The following is a 15,723-nucleotide window of genomic DNA, read 5'->3' on the forward strand; positions in this document are numbered from 1 at the left end:
TATAAACCGATTCTTGCAATTTGTTATATTTAAAAATATTCACTTTTAAACACAAAAAAACCGCCATAGAAACTATAGCGGTTTTTAAACAAATTTACTTTCTCTTACTCTTTACTATTCATGTCGATATGCAAATTAGTAGTATCCATACCTTTTGAAGCCATAATCTTTTTAACGGCTTCTTCATCGATTTCTCCTTCTTCATTTAAATCTACACCTATGTCTTTAAGAATATTGTTGATACCTGTCTGGTCTAGATTTACATCCTTCATTTCTTCCATCATTTTCATAATAGAACCCAGTTTCATGTCATCACCTAATACTCTAGCGACACCTAATCCCATTTCTGGAGAAGAACCGTAAATAATCATTTCATCAATGCTCTCGCTAGAACCGTCGTATAAAAAACGCATGTTAATACCATCAGACTTGTGAGTCATTAAAGTTTTAAAATCATCGCTTTTTAAAATCGCATTAAGTTGTGCATTTTCTTTTTCAAAAGCGGCTGTATTTTGCTTATCAATTGGATAATAAAGTAAATTCACCTTATCGATTGAATTATAAGCCTCTTGTGATTTATCACTCATTTGAGATACATCTAATCCTAGTATACTTTTAGGGATGGTTGTTGTGATAAAGCCTTGCTTTTCCTGACTATCCACAAAGTACTGTTGTAAACTAGGATCAGAACTACATGAGGTAAGAAAGAGGATTAAGGTAATTCCTAGTGCTAGGACTCGTATAATAAGATTATTCATAATGGTAAGTTTTAATGGTTTTAAAATTAAGCCAGATACTGGTCAACTACCTGGCTTATCAGGTATAGATAAATGATTAGTTTGTAGCGTCTTCTATTTGCTTCTGACCTGGAACATTCATCATTTTAGTAAGCTTTGAAATCTGGTTTAAGTCAATATCACCAGATATAATAAGAAATACGGTGTCTTTATCATCATTATCACCAGAGCCATTAATCAACATGACTAGATCACGAACTTTTTTATCATTACTACCTTTGCGCATGTGAAAAGAGAACATCTGTCCATCTTCTTTAACATGCATTAATTTCACAAGGTTATTATTTGCGATATACTTTTGAGCAAATGAATTTAAGGTTGCAGCACTAGTAGGGTTATCTGTAGCATAAATGCGTAATTCCTTAAGATTATCAATAATTTTTTTAATCTCGTTGAATTCTTTATCATCACTATCGATATCTACTCCTGCAATTAATGCAAACATCTCATCGGTCACAACAGTCTCTGATGTGTTTTTAAGATTATCTAGTGCGCTGAAGTTTTGTGCCATTGCTATACCACTGGTAAGCAAGAAAGCTGTTATGTAAATTAAATTTTTCATGTTTTTTATTTTAAGAGATTCTTGATTTTAATTATTTAGTTTTAAAGACTTTCTCTGTCTTATTATTAATTTCACTTAGTGGTTTTAAATTTTTACGTCCATTATTAAACTTAGTCGACACCAACTGTAAAGCTTCTACCGTTGCGTGATATGCCTCTTTAGGATCTTCATAGGTTCCCAAATCCGTGTTAGTTTCAGTCGTTCCTATGTAATTAGAACCTACAGCTATCAACGCAGCAAATCCTGCGGCAATACCTAATCCTTTAAGCACTCTGATTTTTGAGTGATCTTTAGGTTTTTCTTCTGATGCCAGTTTTGCAAAGGCATCAAAATCTAAATCCTCTTTCATCACGCTTTCTTCTTCAAAGGCGTTAAAGATGCTGCGGTAGACCTCATGTTCTGGAGCTACAGTCTCACTATTAAAGTAAGCTATGAGCTTTTGCTCTTCTTCCAGACTGGATTGTCCTTCCCAATATTTATGTAATAGTTCGTTCATGCGATGTCTATGTGATACTGTTCTTCAATTTTTTCTTTGAGCATTTTACGGGCTCGACTTAATGTGACTCTCACTGCGGTGGCTTTCATGTCTAATATGCGCTCTATGGCCTCAAAGTCATATTGCTGTATATCTCGCAATTGCAGTACCACTTTATACTGCTCTGGTAAGGTATTAATCACATTCTGTACCATTGTGACTTTTGCCTTGCGTTCCATCTCTTCTTGAGCATTGCGATGATCATCTTCATAATTGCTATGTACAATTCTTAAATGCCCAGCCTGTTTACTCTTTAAGCGATCTAGAGAAAAGTTTTTTACCATTTGCATGGCATATGCTTCTTTATTTTTCACTTCTTCTAGAGTGTCTCTTTTCTCCCATAACTTTGCCATTACTTCTTGCACAGCATCTGCTGCCTCTTCATGCGAGGTAAGCAAGCGTTTTGATAAAAAGTACATTTTGTGTTGCACTTCTTTAAAAACAGCTATGAATTTTTGTTGGTTCATTGTGTTGGTTATACTACCATGACGAGCATGTTATTTTATTGTTACAAGATCCTTTATTTTTTTTCAAATATCATGCTTTCATAAAGAAACAATGGGTATTATGAGTTCGCTTTCGCGAAAGCGAATACAGAAAAATCAAACTAAATAAAAGAATAATACGTTATGTAAGTGTGATAACTGCTCGTTATCTTTGAGTTCTAAAACCGAAAATATTTTCATGAAAAATATTATACTCTTCGCATTGTTTTTACTGTGTAGTATTTCTTTAAAAGCACAGTATCAAGAAGGCATCATTATCTTTAATAACAACACTAGTAAGGCTGGTTTCATTAAAACACGAGCAAATGACAGTGTGAAATTTAAAGAAAATGATGAAGATCAAACCGTAGTCTATGATCATAAGCATATCATAGGTTTTGATATCGATGGATTAAAATATAGATATGTAAGAACTAATCGTACTGATCCACCATCCCTTTATCTAGAGATTGAAAGTGGAAAAATTGTGCTTTATGGATTATACATGCAAGGTGGTACTTCTAGTATAGGTTTTGGACCTGGTACGAACCTACAACCTGTTTATGTAGATCAAGAGCCGTACACTATATACTTTATGGTCATTAATGACCGCTTTGTGAGAATAGGAACTAAACTTAAAAAGAGACATCTCAAAATGTTGAAAGACTGTCCAGAGCTCGTTTCTAAACTCGAAAATGGAAAAATGAAAAAGAAAAGAATTCCTGAAGCCATAGAATTCTACAATGATAATTGTGGTGACTAGATCATTATCTAGAATACAATTACCTTTAAACCTTAATTATAAGCACTAATAATGATGAAATCTTATAAAAATATAATCCTATTATGCCTTACCGTTTTAATTACCGTGAGTTGTTTTAAGGATAACGACGATAATTTTGCTTCTTCTACTTCTATAAAAAACTTTGTTTACAGAGGTATGAATGCTTTTTATTTATATAAACCAGATGTTCCAGAACTGGCAGACGATCGTTTTGCGACGGTTCCAGAATTAGAAGAGTTTCACAGTATTTATGATACACCAGAGGCCTTTTTTGAATCATTAGTTTTTGATAGATCCCTTACAGATAGATTCAGCGTTATTGTAAGTGACTATATAGCATTAGAGCAATTATTTGCTGGTACCACGCTTAATAACGGTATGGAATTCGGTCTGGTAGGTGAAACAGGTAGCGCGTCTAATGTATGGGGTTATGTGCGTTATGTGCTACCCAACTCGAGTGCTAGTACACAAGGTGTTGCACGTGGAATGATATTTAATCAAATAGATGGAATTCAATTAACACGTGATAACTTTAGTGTATTGTTAGGACAAGATTCATATACCATAGGACTAGCAGATTTAAATGCTGGTGTTGCTACTAATAATGGAATGACAATCACCTTAGATAAAACATCCCTAACTGAAAATCCTGTTTTCAGAACTGCCATTATAGATCAAGGTTCACAAAAAATAGGATACTTAATGTATAATAGCTTTACGTCAAATTTTGATGAACAATTAAATGATGCATTTGGGACTTTACAAGCTGCAGGAGTAACTCATCTGGTATTAGATTTAAGATATAATGGTGGTGGATCTGTAAATACTTCCATCATCTTAGGAAGCCTTATAGCAGGACAACCTACCACAGACGTTTTTTCGACAGAAGAATGGAATCCTGATGTGCAAGAATTTTTTGAAAACAATCAACCAGATCGCTTAACTAATTTCTTTAAAACGACCACTAATGCTGGCACACCTTTAAATACGCTAGGACTTTCTAAAGTTCATGTCATTACTACAGGTAGCAGCGCTAGTGCTAGCGAGTTAGTCATTGCTGCTTTAGAACCTTATGTAGATGTTATTCAAGTAGGTGATGATACCGCTGGTAAATTTCAAGCTAGCATTACTTTATATGACAGTAGCGATTTTGGTAGATCTGGTGCAAATCCCGCTCATAGATATGCATTACAGCCACTAGTATTAAAAAGTATCAACAGCGCTGGATTTACAGATTACTTTAATGGCCTTGCTCCTGATATAGCATTGCGTGAGGATTTTGAAAACCTAGGAGTTTTAGGTGATATAAATGAACCACTACTAGCGGCATGTCTTCAAGACATTATGGCAAATGGAAGACCTAGTTTTAATAAATCTAGCATCCAATATGACGAGTTAAGCGGCAGTATGGAGCTAAAACCTTTTAGTCAAGAGATGTACGTAGCTCCATTAGATTAAGTAGTTAACTAATCATTTAAATTATAAATTAGTTGTATTTTAGCGAATTATCTTACAATTTTTAAATAAATTTTGTCAAGTTTAATTATCACTAAAATATTTTATTCATGACCAGCCAGAATATCAACGAATTTATAATTAAAAAAGCCGAAAGACAAGCAATCCTTAGACACCGCAAAGTTGAATTAGAGCAATTAGATTTTGATTTAATAGGTTCTAAATTCACAAGAGGTTTACGCACCACATACTATTTCATAAAAAGAATACTGTTATTACTATTAGGAATAGTTTTGTTAGTAACAGGATTGACTTTTTTTATGGCACCTGATATTATATTTGACTCACCTGAAACTAAAGCACTTATTATAGATGAGGTAAGTAAAGATGAAATCAAAGATTTTAAAACAAAGGTAGTTCAAGCCAGTTTAGAGACAAACCTCACAGAGCGTAAAAATCTATTTGACCTCACAATTGACACTTTTGTAAATGCTCGTAAAAAAATGATCGAAGAAGAAGTTACTTTCGCTATTCAATTTCTAGCTGTTTTAATCATATTGCTTGCAATAAGTTTCTTTTATATAAGTCGATTATCAAGAAAATTACAGAAACGAAATCAATTAATATCTAAGGCTGATACTTTGACACAAAATATCCTTAGAGATTATCAACTTACAATAGACGAAGAGGAAAAAGAATTGGATTTAATGAAAGGTATGTTAACTCAAAATAGTCCGAATAGTGATCCAAATAAACCTATTTAATGGAATCCTTATCTGACCTAGAGATCCTAAACATCATCACCGATGACAAAGATTCTCACAAATTAGCTGACATAAAGCAAGCGCAACTTATTGCAGAAAAGCGAGGTCTTGACATCTATCTATATATTAATGATAGAGACACTTATTTCAGAATTTCTAAAAAAGAAAAAGTAATTGACAACAGAGTATCGATACGATTAAGGCTTATTAACTTTATCGTTGACTTTTTCAGTTTTGTAGTTTTGATTAGTTTAATACATGTTATTCTTTCGAATTTTGGCTCTGATAGTATTAAGTATAATTGGTCCAATTACCAACGTATTATAGGTTCTGTTATATTATTTCTGTATTATTTTATCCAAGAATTCTTTTGGAATAAAACACTAGGTAAAATTGTGACTGGTACCATTGTCGTTTCAGAAAAAGACCAAAAGCCTAGTATTACCGAATTATTAATGAGAACGGCTTGTCGTTTTATTCCTTTAGAAGCTTTCTCTTTTGCTTTTATGAAAGACGGTTTTCACGATATATTTTCTAAGACTAAGGTGATTGAATATAAAAAATAGACAGACTTGTCTGTTTTTATAAATGTTTTCTATATTTGCATCGTGAAACGATCAGAAATTAAACAGCACATTATTGAAACAGCCTCGCAGCTGTTCTATCGCAATGGATATAATCTTACTGGTATCAATGAGATTATCTCAACTTCTGGCGTGGCAAAAGCCACATTATATAATCATTTCAAATCTAAAGAAGATATTTGTGTAGCTTATCTACAACACAAAAACAATTCATTTATAAAACAAATTGAGGCCTTTTGTTTATCAAAAGAACTTGGTAAAAGTAGAGTCCTTGCTCTTTTTGAATTTTTGGAACTCTTTTTTGAAGATCAGGATTTTAACGGTTGCTGGTGTATAAAAACCGTTGCTGAAATCCCTCGAGATAACGAGATTATTTTAACCGAGATTCAAACCCAAAAAAGAGATTTCATACGATTTATTGAGCAGCTAATTATTGACAACATTGAAGATATTAACGTTCAAGAAAGTTTTATGATGGCAAAACAAGTGTACCTCTTATATGAAGCAGCAGTTTCAGAAAGTCATTTACATAAGGATGCATGGCCTATCAATTCTTCAAAACAATTGTGTAACAAAATTATTTAACCCTTTTTTTAATCTAAAACAGACAGACTGTTCTGTCTTTATTAAACTTTTATTATGTCAGAATTTAAAAACAAAGTAGCCATCATAATAGGTGGAACCAGTGGAATAGGAAATGCTACTGCTCAAGATTTATTACAACAAGGAGCTCAGGTTCATATTGTAGGTCGTAATACAGATAAAGTAGCAGATGCTCCCAATCTATTCAAACATCAAGTAGACATTACTAACAAATCTGAAGTAGAGAACTTTAGAAACTCGATAAACACATTAGACAACGTGGATTATCTGGTAAATGCTTCTGGTATCTTTGGACCTAAACCATTCTTAGATCATACTATAGCAGATTATGATTCTTATCAAGATTTGAACCGTGGATTCTTTTTTATTACACAAGCCGTTGCAAATAAAATGAAAGAAACTCAAGGTGGATCCATTGTTAATATAGGCGCTATGTGGGCAAAGCAAGCCGTAAAAGCAACACCTTCAAGTGCTTATTCTATGCAAAAAGCTGGTTTACATTCCTTAACACAACATCTTGCGATGGAACTTGCAGATCATAACATACGTGTTAATGCAGTATCACCAGCTGTCGTTCATACACCAGTGTACGATGGCGTTTTCGGTGGATCTGATGAAGCAGCAAAGGCACTTGAAGGTTTCAATGCCTTTCATCCTATAGGTAGAAATGGTACCGCACAAGACGTATCTAATACGATTACATTCTTATTGTCTGATAAAGCATCATGGGTAACTGGAGCGATTTGGGATACGGATGGTGGTGTACGAGCTGGAAGAAATTAAAATATTCTAAATACATTTAAGCAAGGTTTTAATAGAATTATTAAGACCTTGCTTTGTCTTTTATGAAAAACAAAAATATCATCATCCTAGGAGCTGGATTATGCGGACTTACACTGGCTTACTTGCTTAGAAACTCTAATTATCAAATCACGGTAATTGAAGCAAGAAATCGTTTAGGAGGACGCATTCTTACTAAAAATACGTCAGGTGAAACTCCTATCGATTTAGGTCCAGCATGGTTATGGAACCAAAACACCAATCTTCTCAATCTCCTTAAAGAATTAGAGATACCTATACATCAACAATTTGCGACTGGTAACGCTTATTATCAATCCATGGCTCGCCAGCCACCACAACTATTTCAACTGCCAGAAAATCAAGAACCCAGTTATCGAATGGCTGGTGGCACAAACTCTATCATTAAAAAACTTTCCTCCGTATTGAGTTCTATAGATTTAAAACTTAATGAACCGGTATTAAACCTTGAAGAAAATGTTCATCAAATGGATGTAAGGACTTCAAAGTCTACTTACCAAGCTGACTTGGTTGTTTCAACCATTCCGCCAGGATTGCTAGTTAACAATATTGAGTTTACTCCTGACCTTCCAGACTCTTTAGTGAACATTGCAAATAACACACACACATGGATGGCAGACTCTATAAAATTTGGGCTCTCTTACCATAAACCGTTCTGGAAAGAGAAAGGCCTTTCCGGTTCTTGTTTCAGCAATGTAGGTCCATTTACAGAACTATATGATCATACTAACTATAATGAAAATCGTTTTGCACTTGCTGGATTTATGAAACCAGAGCTTTCAGATTTATCGTCATCCCAGCGCAAAAAAATGATTTTAAATCAATTAGAGGAATTCTTAGGTAAAGAAGCTCTAGATTTCATTTCTTATGAGGAACAATGTTGGGCTCAAGAAAAATTCACTCGGGCGCAAAGTCATTATTTATTATCACCTCATCAAAACAATGGCCATTCAGTATATAATCATTTGTACTTTAACAATAAACTAATCATTTCTGGTACTGAAACTGCTTCTCAATACGCAGGTTATATGGAAGGTGCCGTTAGAAGGGCGCAGTCTGTTTTTGAATTTATAGTTTCTTCAAATAGTTAACGGAATCCAAATGCTTTGTTAACACGCTTTCGCGAAAGCGGTTTCATGACTTATCTTTAGAGTTCTATAATTTTTACCATGAAAAGAACTCTACTATTATGCGTTTGCTTGATTTCCAGCTTCGCATTTTCTCAAAAACTTGATTTAGAATTAGTTAAAAATCTAGAACCTCGCAACATAGGTCCCGGCGGTATGTCTGGTCGTGTGACGTCTATAGATGTGGTACACGATAATCCAGATATCATTTATGCAGGTACAGCTAGTGGAGGACTATGGAGTTCACAAAACGGTGGCGTGACCTGGGAACCTATTTTTGAAGATGAAGTTACTGCTTCTATAGGTGCTGTAGCCATACAACAATCCAATCCTAGTGTGATATGGGTAGGAACTGGCGAGGGAAATCCACGTAACTCTTTGAACGGTGGATATGGTATATACAAGTCACTCGATGGTGGTAAATCATGGAAATCTATGGGACTTGAAAAAACCCGTAACATTCATAGAGTCATTATTGACCCTACTAATCCAGATGTTGTTTATGCCGCTGCGATAGGTTCACCATGGGGAATTCATCCAGAACGTGGTGTTTTTAAAACCACTGATGGTGGAAAAACATGGAAAAAAATTCTTTACACAAACGATAAGTCTGGTGCGGCAGATCTAGTAATGGACCCTACAAATCCTAATAAATTAATTGCTGCCATGTGGGAACACAAACGTGATCCATGGTTTTTTAAATCTGGTGGTGAAGGATCTGGATTGTATATGACACATGATGGTGGAGAAAACTGGAAAAAAATTACCGCTGAAGATGGATTGCCTAAAGGTGAACTAGGTCGTATAGGTGTTGCCATTGCTCCTAGCGAGCCTAATGTTGTTTATGCACTAGTAGAGGCAAAGAAAAATGCATTGTACAAATCCACAGATGGTGGTTTTAAGTGGAAAAAGATCAATGATAAAAGTGATATAGGTAATAGACCTTTCTATTATTCTGAAATATATGTGGATTCACAAAACGAGAATCGTGTGTACTCTGTTTTCACATACATAAACGTCTCTGAAGATGGTGGAAAAAGCTTTAAACAACTGATGCCTGCTTATAATGCAGATAATGGTGTCCATCCAGATCACCACGCCTGGTACATCCATCCTACTAACGGTAAATTTATGATCGATGGAAATGATGGAGGTTTAAACATCACACGTGATCGTGGAAAGACATGGCGATTTATAGGGAATCTACCTGTGGCACAATTCTATCATATTAATGTAGATAATGAAGTGCCTTATAACGTTTATGGTGGTATGCAAGATAATGGTAGCTGGCGTGGACCAGCATACTCATGGCGTGCGCAAGGTATCAGAAATAGTTACTGGCAAGAAATCAGCTTTGGTGACGGTTTTGATGTCGTTCCAGATCCAGATAATAGTAGATTCGGGTATTCTATGAGTCAACAAGGATATGTAAGTCGTTATGACTGGCAAACCGGTAATAACTATAGTGTTAGACCTACACATCCAGATCCAGATGTACAATTACGTTTTAACTGGAATGCTGCCATCAACATGGATCCGTTTGATAGCGCTACCTTATACTTCGGTAGTCAGTTTGTTCATAAATCTACAGATAAAGGACTGACGTGGAAAGTGATTTCTCCAGACTTAACAACTAATGATCCTGAGAAGCAAAAACAATCAGAATCTGGTGGATTAACCATGGATGCTACTGGAGCAGAGAATCATACAACTATACTAGTCATAGAACCTAGTGCTGTAGAACGTGATGTTCTGTACACAGGATCAGACGATGGCCGAGTACACATCACAAAAAATGGTGGTGATAGTTGGGATGATATTTCAAAAGGTCTAAAAGGTCTACCGCAAGGCAGCTGGATTACTCAAATAAAAGCCTCGAAAACTAAAAAAGGTCATGCCCTACTCGTGGCAAATGATTATCGTAGATTCAACTTTGAGGCCTATGCATATCGTACGACTAACTATGGTAAAAGTTGGACTAGAATTGTAGATAGTGATGATGTAGAAAGCTACGCCTTATGTATCATTGAACATCCAGAAGAGAACAATTTGATGTTTTTAGGTACTGATGATGGTCTATACGTAAGTATTAACGCTGGCGATGATTGGGTAAAATACACTAATGGTTTCCCTACCGTTTCTGTGAAAGACCTTGCTATTCAAGAGCGCGAGAATGATCTGGTGATAGGTACATTTGGTCGTGCGGCTTGGGTTTTAGACGACCTTGCTCCTTTTGTTGCTTTCGCGAAAGCACAACCTCAACAACCTATTGCTCTATACCAGCCACCTACTGCATACTTTGCTAGATATCAACAACCTACTGGAAGTAGATTTGGCGCAGACGCGATGTTCCATGGAGAAAACCGTGGTAGTGATGCAAAATTTAAATATTTCTTTGACAAAGAATTAAAAGCAAAAAACGATACCGTAAAATCAGATTCAATCTATTTAAAAATCTATGATGATGAACAATTAATACGCACGTTATCTAGCAAAACTCCTAAAGAAAAAGGTATACATACCTGGAGCTGGAGAATGAGAGAAAAAGGTGCTGATCGACCATCAAGAAAAGTTAATACTTCAAAAAGGGAACCTAGTGGTGTCCGTGTATTACCAGGCACGTATAGAGCCGTATTAGAATATGGAAATACTAAAAGTGAAACCAGTATTACTATTAAAGAAGATCCTAGGATTGATGAACTGAGCATGGCAGACATGAAGTCTAAATATGATGCACAAAAAAGATTAGAAGCCCTATCGATTACCGTATCTGGAATCACTGAGCAACTGGCCGAAAATAAAAAGAAAGCCCAAACCTTCCTTAAGTTGATGAAGGATAAGGATAAAAAAGCATACAAAGATCAAATCAAAAGAACCGATTCTATTATAAAAGGTATTGAACTTGAGCAGAATAAGTATTTTGGCACACCTGATAAACGTCAGGGAATTACTCGTAATCCTGAAGTCACTGTAATGAATCGTATAGGATTAGCAAATCAATACATAAGCAGCCGTCAAGGTCCACAAACTGCTACAGAAACACAATTATTTAATCAAGCTAGAGAATTAGCAAACGAAAGAATTATTGAGTCACAAACATGGCTTACTGAAAACTGGGACCCTTTTGTAGTTGAGATGAAAGAAGTGACAATAGATCTATGGGAATAGCATGAAATACAACAGTTTAAGCTCAATATCGTGCATTACAATATGAACTATATATTAGGAATTAAACACAATGATAAAATCATCAAAAATTTCCTGATTCCTTACGCATAATTCCCGCCCATAGTTAGTGTTATATAGTGATGTTGTAAATTGTAGAGATAAATAGAGAAACGCATGAACTTTGAGAAAATCAACTTTAAAAATACCGCTGGTTATGAACTTAGTGGCCGTTTAGAATTACCTGCAGACAGGCATCCACACAGTTATGCCGTCTTTGCTCACTGTTTTACTTGTAGTAAAAACTTCAGTGCCACAAAGAATATTACACGAGCTATGACTAGTGCAGGATTTGGTGTATTGCGTTTTGATTTTACAGGATTGGGCGATAGTGACGGTGATTTTGCCGACTCCAATTTCTCAGGAAATGTTGATGACTTATTGGCTGCAATTGATTACTTAAAAGAACATTATAAAGCTCCTTCCCTACTGGTAGGACATAGTCTAGGTGGTGCTGCTGTGATATATGCCTCTGCAAAAGCAGACTCCATAAAAGCGGTAGCTACGGTAGGTGCTCCTAGTGATACTAAACATGTTCGACATTTATTTGGTGATCAACTTGATGCTATCGTAGAAAATGGAGTGGCTACCGTACAATTAAGTGGCAGACCGTTTAAAATTAAAGAGCAATTACTTAAAGACCTTAATGAACAAAAGGTGACACAAACACTTAAAAGTTTACGTAAACCTATACTGATCATGCACTCTCCACAAGATCAAACAGTAGGTATTGAGCACGCAGAGAAGTTGTATCATGCGGCAGTTCATCCTAAGAGTTTTGTTAGCTTAGATGGTGCAGACCATCTATTAATGGATAAGAAAGATTCTAAATATGTAGGTGAGGTCATTGCAGGATGGTCCTCTAGGTATATTGATATTGAGGAAGATATCACATTAGCAACAAGACACAATGTAGTGGCCAGTCTAAATAATGATAGCTTATTTACTACACAAATGAGAGCAGGTAATCATTATTTTATAGCTGATGAACCTACTAGTATAGGTGGTAATGACTTTGGTCCTAATCCATACGAGCTTTTATCCAGTGGATTAGCAGCTTGTACGGTCATGACCATTCAAATGTACGCTAGACGTAAAAAATGGTTGATCGAGAATGTAGAATGTCATGTAGATTATGATAAACAACATGCGATAGATTGTGAGAATTGTGAAGAATCAAGTGCAAAAATAGACACCTTTACCAGAGAGATTAAAATTACAGGAGACCTAGATGAAAAACAACTACAACGACTTCTCCAAATAGCAGATAAATGTCCAGTTCACAAAACTTTGCATAGCGACACTCAAGTAGTTACTAAATTAGTACGTTAATGACCTTTTCCTTTGAAACGTCTATAGGTAATAATGGTTATACAGGAGCCATTTTAATACCTGATGATATCGCAGCACAACTAGCTACAGATAAAATTAAAAGAGTTGTAGCCACTGTAATAGCAAACGACAAAGAAATTACGCTATATGCAGGTATTGCAAAAAAACATGGCGTCATCTACATGATGTTTTCAAAGGCCAATCAAAAAACACTAGGAGTGACCGCAGGAGACTCGTTAAAAATTAACATGCGAGAAGACACTAGTAAATATCAAGCTCCTATGACAGAAGAACTTGAAGCTGTTCTTTTAAGTGATTATGAAGCTTATGAGATATTTGAATCTCTATTACCAGGTAAACAACGTAACATCATCTTTATGGTTTATCGAGTAACTGACTCTCAAAAACGTGTTGATATAGCCTTAAACATTATGGAAAACCTTAAAATAGGAAATCATAATCCTATCAAATTTGAGAAACTCTTATGATGAAAATCAACTAGAGTTGCTTATTTTTAAATCAAAATTAAACAACCATGAAAAAAATAACAGTAGCCATTGTGGCACTAGGATTAATAGTAGGTTTAAACTCTTGTAAAGAATCTACCAAAGAACAAGTTAACGATATCACCGACGATATGTCTTATGATGACGATGGTGGCGATGATGATGGAGGACACTCACACGATGATGGCGACCATGATCATGGTGATACTTTAATGATAGGTAAAGAGGTTATTGTAGCGATGGGCTCTAAAAGTGGTAGTGATGTAACTGGTAAGATTATTTTAACTCAAGGCGAAAAAGAGGTCAATATGGTCGTATCATTAACAGGTCTTACTGCTGGTGAACACGCTATACACATCCATGAAAATGGTGATTGTAGTAGTGATGATGGTAAAAGTGCAGGTGGACACTGGAATCCAACAACAGAAGATCATGGTAAATGGGGCGATCACGATCACCACATGGGAGATATAGGTAATCTAATCGCAAATGATGAAGGTGGAGCAACACTAACTTTTAACACTGATAAATGGTGTATAGGATGCGATGACGATACACGCAATGTTTTAGGAAAAGCATTTATTGTACATGCTACTGCAGATGACTTTGAATCACAACCTAGTGGAGCTGCTGGTGCTAGAGTAGCTTGCGGAGTTATAGAGTAATTCTGTTCAAAATAATTAACTAAAAATCCGCGTGGAAACTCGCGGATTTTTTGCATCTTGAACTTTACAATATTTATATATGAGTAATCAACCCGATTTACTAATACTCAAAATGCAAGAAGGAAGCGAAATGGCTTTTTCTCGTGTTTATGAAAGATATAATGAGGCCTTACGAGGAATTATTTTTGCCGTGGTTAAAGATGATGCTGTTGCTGAAGAAGTTTTACAGGATGTTTTCATGAAAATATGGAATAACTCATCATCATATGACGTAAAGCAAGGACGCTTTTTTACATGGGCATTAAATATATCGCGTAATGCTGCTATAGATCATCTAAGATCTAAAGCACATAAGAATAATCTTAAAAACCTTAGTCGTGATTATTTCGTAAATATCCCAGAGGATGCGACTGATGAAATGGAAGTGCAAACGGACAGTCTAGGTATAATGAAATGGGTAAATAAACTAAAGCCTACTTGCATTAAAATAATAGACTTGATTTTCTTTAAAGGCTTTACTTTTAAAGATGGCGCTGCCGAATTAAATATTCCAGAAGGCACTCTCAAAACTAGGCACAGAAAATGTGTAAATGAATTACGTAATGTAATGGGAGAATGATAGACACAAAAGAATTAATAGACAGTGGTGATCTTGAATTATATGTGTGCGGTGCATTGCCGGCAAATAGAGCTCAAGAAATCGCACAAATTTCAAAACAGCATCCTGAGGTACTGGAAGAAATTATAAGTATAGAAAATGCATATCAGCGACTGGCTGCAGGACTTGCACCAGATCATAACGATGAGACCTATGCTAAGCTAGAAGCGATTATAGGTGCTAAAAACAAGGTAGTAAAATCACCTAGCTCATGGAGTCCTTATATAGGATGGGCTGCAGCTGGTTTGTTACTAATTGCTTCTGGTTATTTCTATAATGCAAATAATGAGACAAATGAAGAAATAGTGCAAATTGAGCAACAAAAGGAATTTCTAGAAACTGAGAATATAGAAATAGAAAGTATTAATTCGCAATACGCATCTACCCTACAAGTTTTATCAGATCCGGAAACGGTTAAAGTAAATTTAGCTGGTCAGGCTGGTTTTGAATCTAGTAACGCCGTTGCTTTTTATAACAATGAGAAAAATGTTACTTATATAGATATTCAAGGTTTACCAGAGGTGCCAGAAAATATGGTATATCAATTATGGTCTTTAACTCTAGATCCATTAACGCCTACTAGTTTAGGTACTCTACCTATAGAAAAAGAATCTTATAACGAGCTTTTAAGAATAGATAACGCATATGATACTCAAGCATTTGGAATTACTCTAGAGGAAGCTGGTGGTGCCGATGCTCCTACCCTAGAACGACTTTACACACTAGGTGTAATAGATAAAGGATAATACTATTATCAATTGTATTTTAAAACCAGTTCTTATTAAAGAGCTGGTTTTTTTTGTTCTATTTTTATAAGGTTAC

17 protein-coding genes are annotated in these 15,723 nt (G+C 35.4%); 13 read left to right on the forward strand and 4 right to left on the reverse strand.

The annotated features are described in order from the left end of the window. Window positions 1-104: 104 nt before the first annotated feature. The 4 genes from IL45_RS04370 to IL45_RS04385 form a co-directional block, all read right to left on the reverse strand. Window positions 105-758 (reverse strand): DUF4252 domain-containing protein, encoded by a 654-nt coding sequence (locus IL45_RS04370; RefSeq protein WP_036580801.1) that lies wholly within the window; start codon window positions 756-758, stop codon window positions 105-107. Window positions 759-834: 76 nt separating this feature from the next. After that, complete coding sequence (locus tag IL45_RS04375) at window positions 835-1,359, reverse strand: DUF4252 domain-containing protein (RefSeq protein ID WP_036580804.1); 525 nt, start codon at window positions 1,357-1,359, stop codon at window positions 835-837. Window positions 1,360-1,390: 31 nt separating this feature from the next. Next, window positions 1,391-1,855: a hypothetical protein gene (locus tag IL45_RS04380; protein ID WP_036580807.1), complete on the reverse strand. Its 465-nt coding sequence runs from the start codon at window positions 1,853-1,855 to the stop codon at window positions 1,391-1,393. Continuing rightward, window positions 1,852-2,361: an RNA polymerase sigma factor gene (locus tag IL45_RS04385; protein WP_036580811.1), complete on the reverse strand. Its 510-nt coding sequence runs from the start codon at window positions 2,359-2,361 to the stop codon at window positions 1,852-1,854. The genes IL45_RS04380 and IL45_RS04385 overlap by 4 nt, the downstream gene beginning before the upstream one ends. A gap of 217 nt (window positions 2,362-2,578) precedes the next feature. Here IL45_RS04385 and IL45_RS04390 point away from each other — a divergent pair, with 217 nt between their 5' ends. The 13 genes from IL45_RS04390 (at window position 2,579) to IL45_RS04450 (ending at window position 15,647) form a co-directional block, all read left to right on the forward strand. After that, window positions 2,579-3,142 carry a hypothetical protein gene (locus IL45_RS04390; RefSeq protein WP_036580814.1) on the forward strand — a complete coding sequence of 188 codons (564 nt, stop codon included), beginning with the start codon at window positions 2,579-2,581 and terminating at the stop codon, window positions 3,140-3,142. A 54-nt stretch (window positions 3,143-3,196) separates the two neighbouring features. Then, complete coding sequence (locus tag IL45_RS04395) at window positions 3,197-4,621, forward strand: S41 family peptidase (protein ID WP_036582012.1); 1,425 nt, start codon at window positions 3,197-3,199, stop codon at window positions 4,619-4,621. A 107-nt stretch (window positions 4,622-4,728) separates the two neighbouring features. Further along, window positions 4,729-5,382: a hypothetical protein gene (locus IL45_RS04400; protein ID WP_036580816.1), complete on the forward strand. Its 654-nt coding sequence runs from the start codon at window positions 4,729-4,731 to the stop codon at window positions 5,380-5,382. Beyond that, complete coding sequence (locus tag IL45_RS14705) at window positions 5,382-5,948, forward strand: RDD family protein (protein WP_051788644.1); 567 nt, start codon at window positions 5,382-5,384, stop codon at window positions 5,946-5,948. The genes IL45_RS04400 and IL45_RS14705 overlap by 1 nt, the downstream gene beginning before the upstream one ends. A gap of 42 nt (window positions 5,949-5,990) precedes the next feature. Next, window positions 5,991-6,551 carry a TetR/AcrR family transcriptional regulator gene (locus tag IL45_RS04410; protein ID WP_036580819.1) on the forward strand — a complete coding sequence of 187 codons (561 nt, stop codon included), beginning with the start codon at window positions 5,991-5,993 and terminating at the stop codon, window positions 6,549-6,551. Window positions 6,552-6,605: 54 nt separating this feature from the next. Beyond that, a complete protein-coding gene (locus IL45_RS04415; RefSeq protein WP_036580821.1) occupies window positions 6,606-7,352 on the forward strand; it encodes an SDR family NAD(P)-dependent oxidoreductase in 747 nt (248 codons plus the stop codon). Window positions 7,353-7,414: 62 nt separating this feature from the next. Beyond that, window positions 7,415-8,479 carry a flavin monoamine oxidase family protein gene (locus IL45_RS04420; protein WP_036580824.1) on the forward strand — a complete coding sequence of 355 codons (1,065 nt, stop codon included), beginning with the start codon at window positions 7,415-7,417 and terminating at the stop codon, window positions 8,477-8,479. A gap of 78 nt (window positions 8,480-8,557) precedes the next feature. Next, complete coding sequence (locus IL45_RS04425; protein WP_036580827.1) at window positions 8,558-11,683, forward strand: WD40/YVTN/BNR-like repeat-containing protein; 3,126 nt, start codon at window positions 8,558-8,560, stop codon at window positions 11,681-11,683. Window positions 11,684-11,857: 174 nt separating this feature from the next. Continuing rightward, window positions 11,858-13,072: a bifunctional alpha/beta hydrolase/OsmC family protein gene (locus tag IL45_RS04430; protein ID WP_036580830.1), complete on the forward strand. Its 1,215-nt coding sequence runs from the start codon at window positions 11,858-11,860 to the stop codon at window positions 13,070-13,072. Further along, window positions 13,072-13,560 (forward strand): hypothetical protein, encoded by a 489-nt coding sequence (locus IL45_RS04435; RefSeq protein WP_036580833.1) that lies wholly within the window; start codon window positions 13,072-13,074, stop codon window positions 13,558-13,560. The genes IL45_RS04430 and IL45_RS04435 overlap by 1 nt, the downstream gene beginning before the upstream one ends. Before the next feature lie 47 nt (window positions 13,561-13,607). Continuing rightward, window positions 13,608-14,243, forward strand: coding sequence for a superoxide dismutase family protein (locus tag IL45_RS04440; protein ID WP_036580836.1), 636 nt, complete (start codon window positions 13,608-13,610; stop codon window positions 14,241-14,243). 79 nt (window positions 14,244-14,322) lie between these two features. Next, window positions 14,323-14,862 (forward strand): RNA polymerase sigma factor, encoded by a 540-nt coding sequence (locus IL45_RS04445; RefSeq protein ID WP_036580839.1) that lies wholly within the window; start codon window positions 14,323-14,325, stop codon window positions 14,860-14,862. Then, entirely contained in the window at window positions 14,859-15,647 is a 789-nt protein-coding gene (locus tag IL45_RS04450; RefSeq protein WP_051788645.1) for an anti-sigma factor, read from the forward strand. The genes IL45_RS04445 and IL45_RS04450 overlap by 4 nt, the downstream gene beginning before the upstream one ends. Window positions 15,648-15,723: the final 76 nt, after the last annotated feature.

The organism is Nonlabens ulvanivorans, assembly GCF_000732625.1.
Taxonomy (GTDB): domain Bacteria; phylum Bacteroidota; class Bacteroidia; order Flavobacteriales; family Flavobacteriaceae; genus Nonlabens; species Nonlabens ulvanivorans.

Coding starts and splice junctions, on each gene's coding strand:
- IL45_RS04420 (WP_036580824.1), top strand. CDS start 7,415: ATGAAAAACAAAAATATCATCATCCTAGGAGCTGGATTATGCGGACTT.
- IL45_RS14705 (WP_051788644.1), top strand. CDS start 5,382: ATGGAATCCTTATCTGACCTAGAGATCCTAAACATCATCACCGATGAC.
- IL45_RS04375 (WP_036580804.1), bottom strand. CDS start 1,359: ATGAAAAATTTAATTTACATAACAGCTTTCTTGCTTACCAGTGGTATA.
- IL45_RS04440 (WP_036580836.1), top strand. CDS start 13,608: ATGAAAAAAATAACAGTAGCCATTGTGGCACTAGGATTAATAGTAGGT.
- IL45_RS04390 (WP_036580814.1), top strand. CDS start 2,579: ATGAAAAATATTATACTCTTCGCATTGTTTTTACTGTGTAGTATTTCT.
- IL45_RS04400 (WP_036580816.1), top strand. CDS start 4,729: ATGACCAGCCAGAATATCAACGAATTTATAATTAAAAAAGCCGAAAGA.
- IL45_RS04380 (WP_036580807.1), bottom strand. CDS start 1,855: ATGAACGAACTATTACATAAATATTGGGAAGGACAATCCAGTCTGGAA.
- IL45_RS04425 (WP_036580827.1), top strand. CDS start 8,558: ATGAAAAGAACTCTACTATTATGCGTTTGCTTGATTTCCAGCTTCGCA.
- IL45_RS04450 (WP_051788645.1), top strand. CDS start 14,859: ATGATAGACACAAAAGAATTAATAGACAGTGGTGATCTTGAATTATAT.
- IL45_RS04435 (WP_036580833.1), top strand. CDS start 13,072: ATGACCTTTTCCTTTGAAACGTCTATAGGTAATAATGGTTATACAGGA.
- IL45_RS04370 (WP_036580801.1), bottom strand. CDS start 758: ATGAATAATCTTATTATACGAGTCCTAGCACTAGGAATTACCTTAATC.
- IL45_RS04430 (WP_036580830.1), top strand. CDS start 11,858: ATGAACTTTGAGAAAATCAACTTTAAAAATACCGCTGGTTATGAACTT.
- IL45_RS04385 (WP_036580811.1), bottom strand. CDS start 2,361: ATGAACCAACAAAAATTCATAGCTGTTTTTAAAGAAGTGCAACACAAA.
- IL45_RS04415 (WP_036580821.1), top strand. CDS start 6,606: ATGTCAGAATTTAAAAACAAAGTAGCCATCATAATAGGTGGAACCAGT.
- IL45_RS04395 (WP_036582012.1), top strand. CDS start 3,197: ATGAAATCTTATAAAAATATAATCCTATTATGCCTTACCGTTTTAATT.
- IL45_RS04445 (WP_036580839.1), top strand. CDS start 14,323: ATGAGTAATCAACCCGATTTACTAATACTCAAAATGCAAGAAGGAAGC.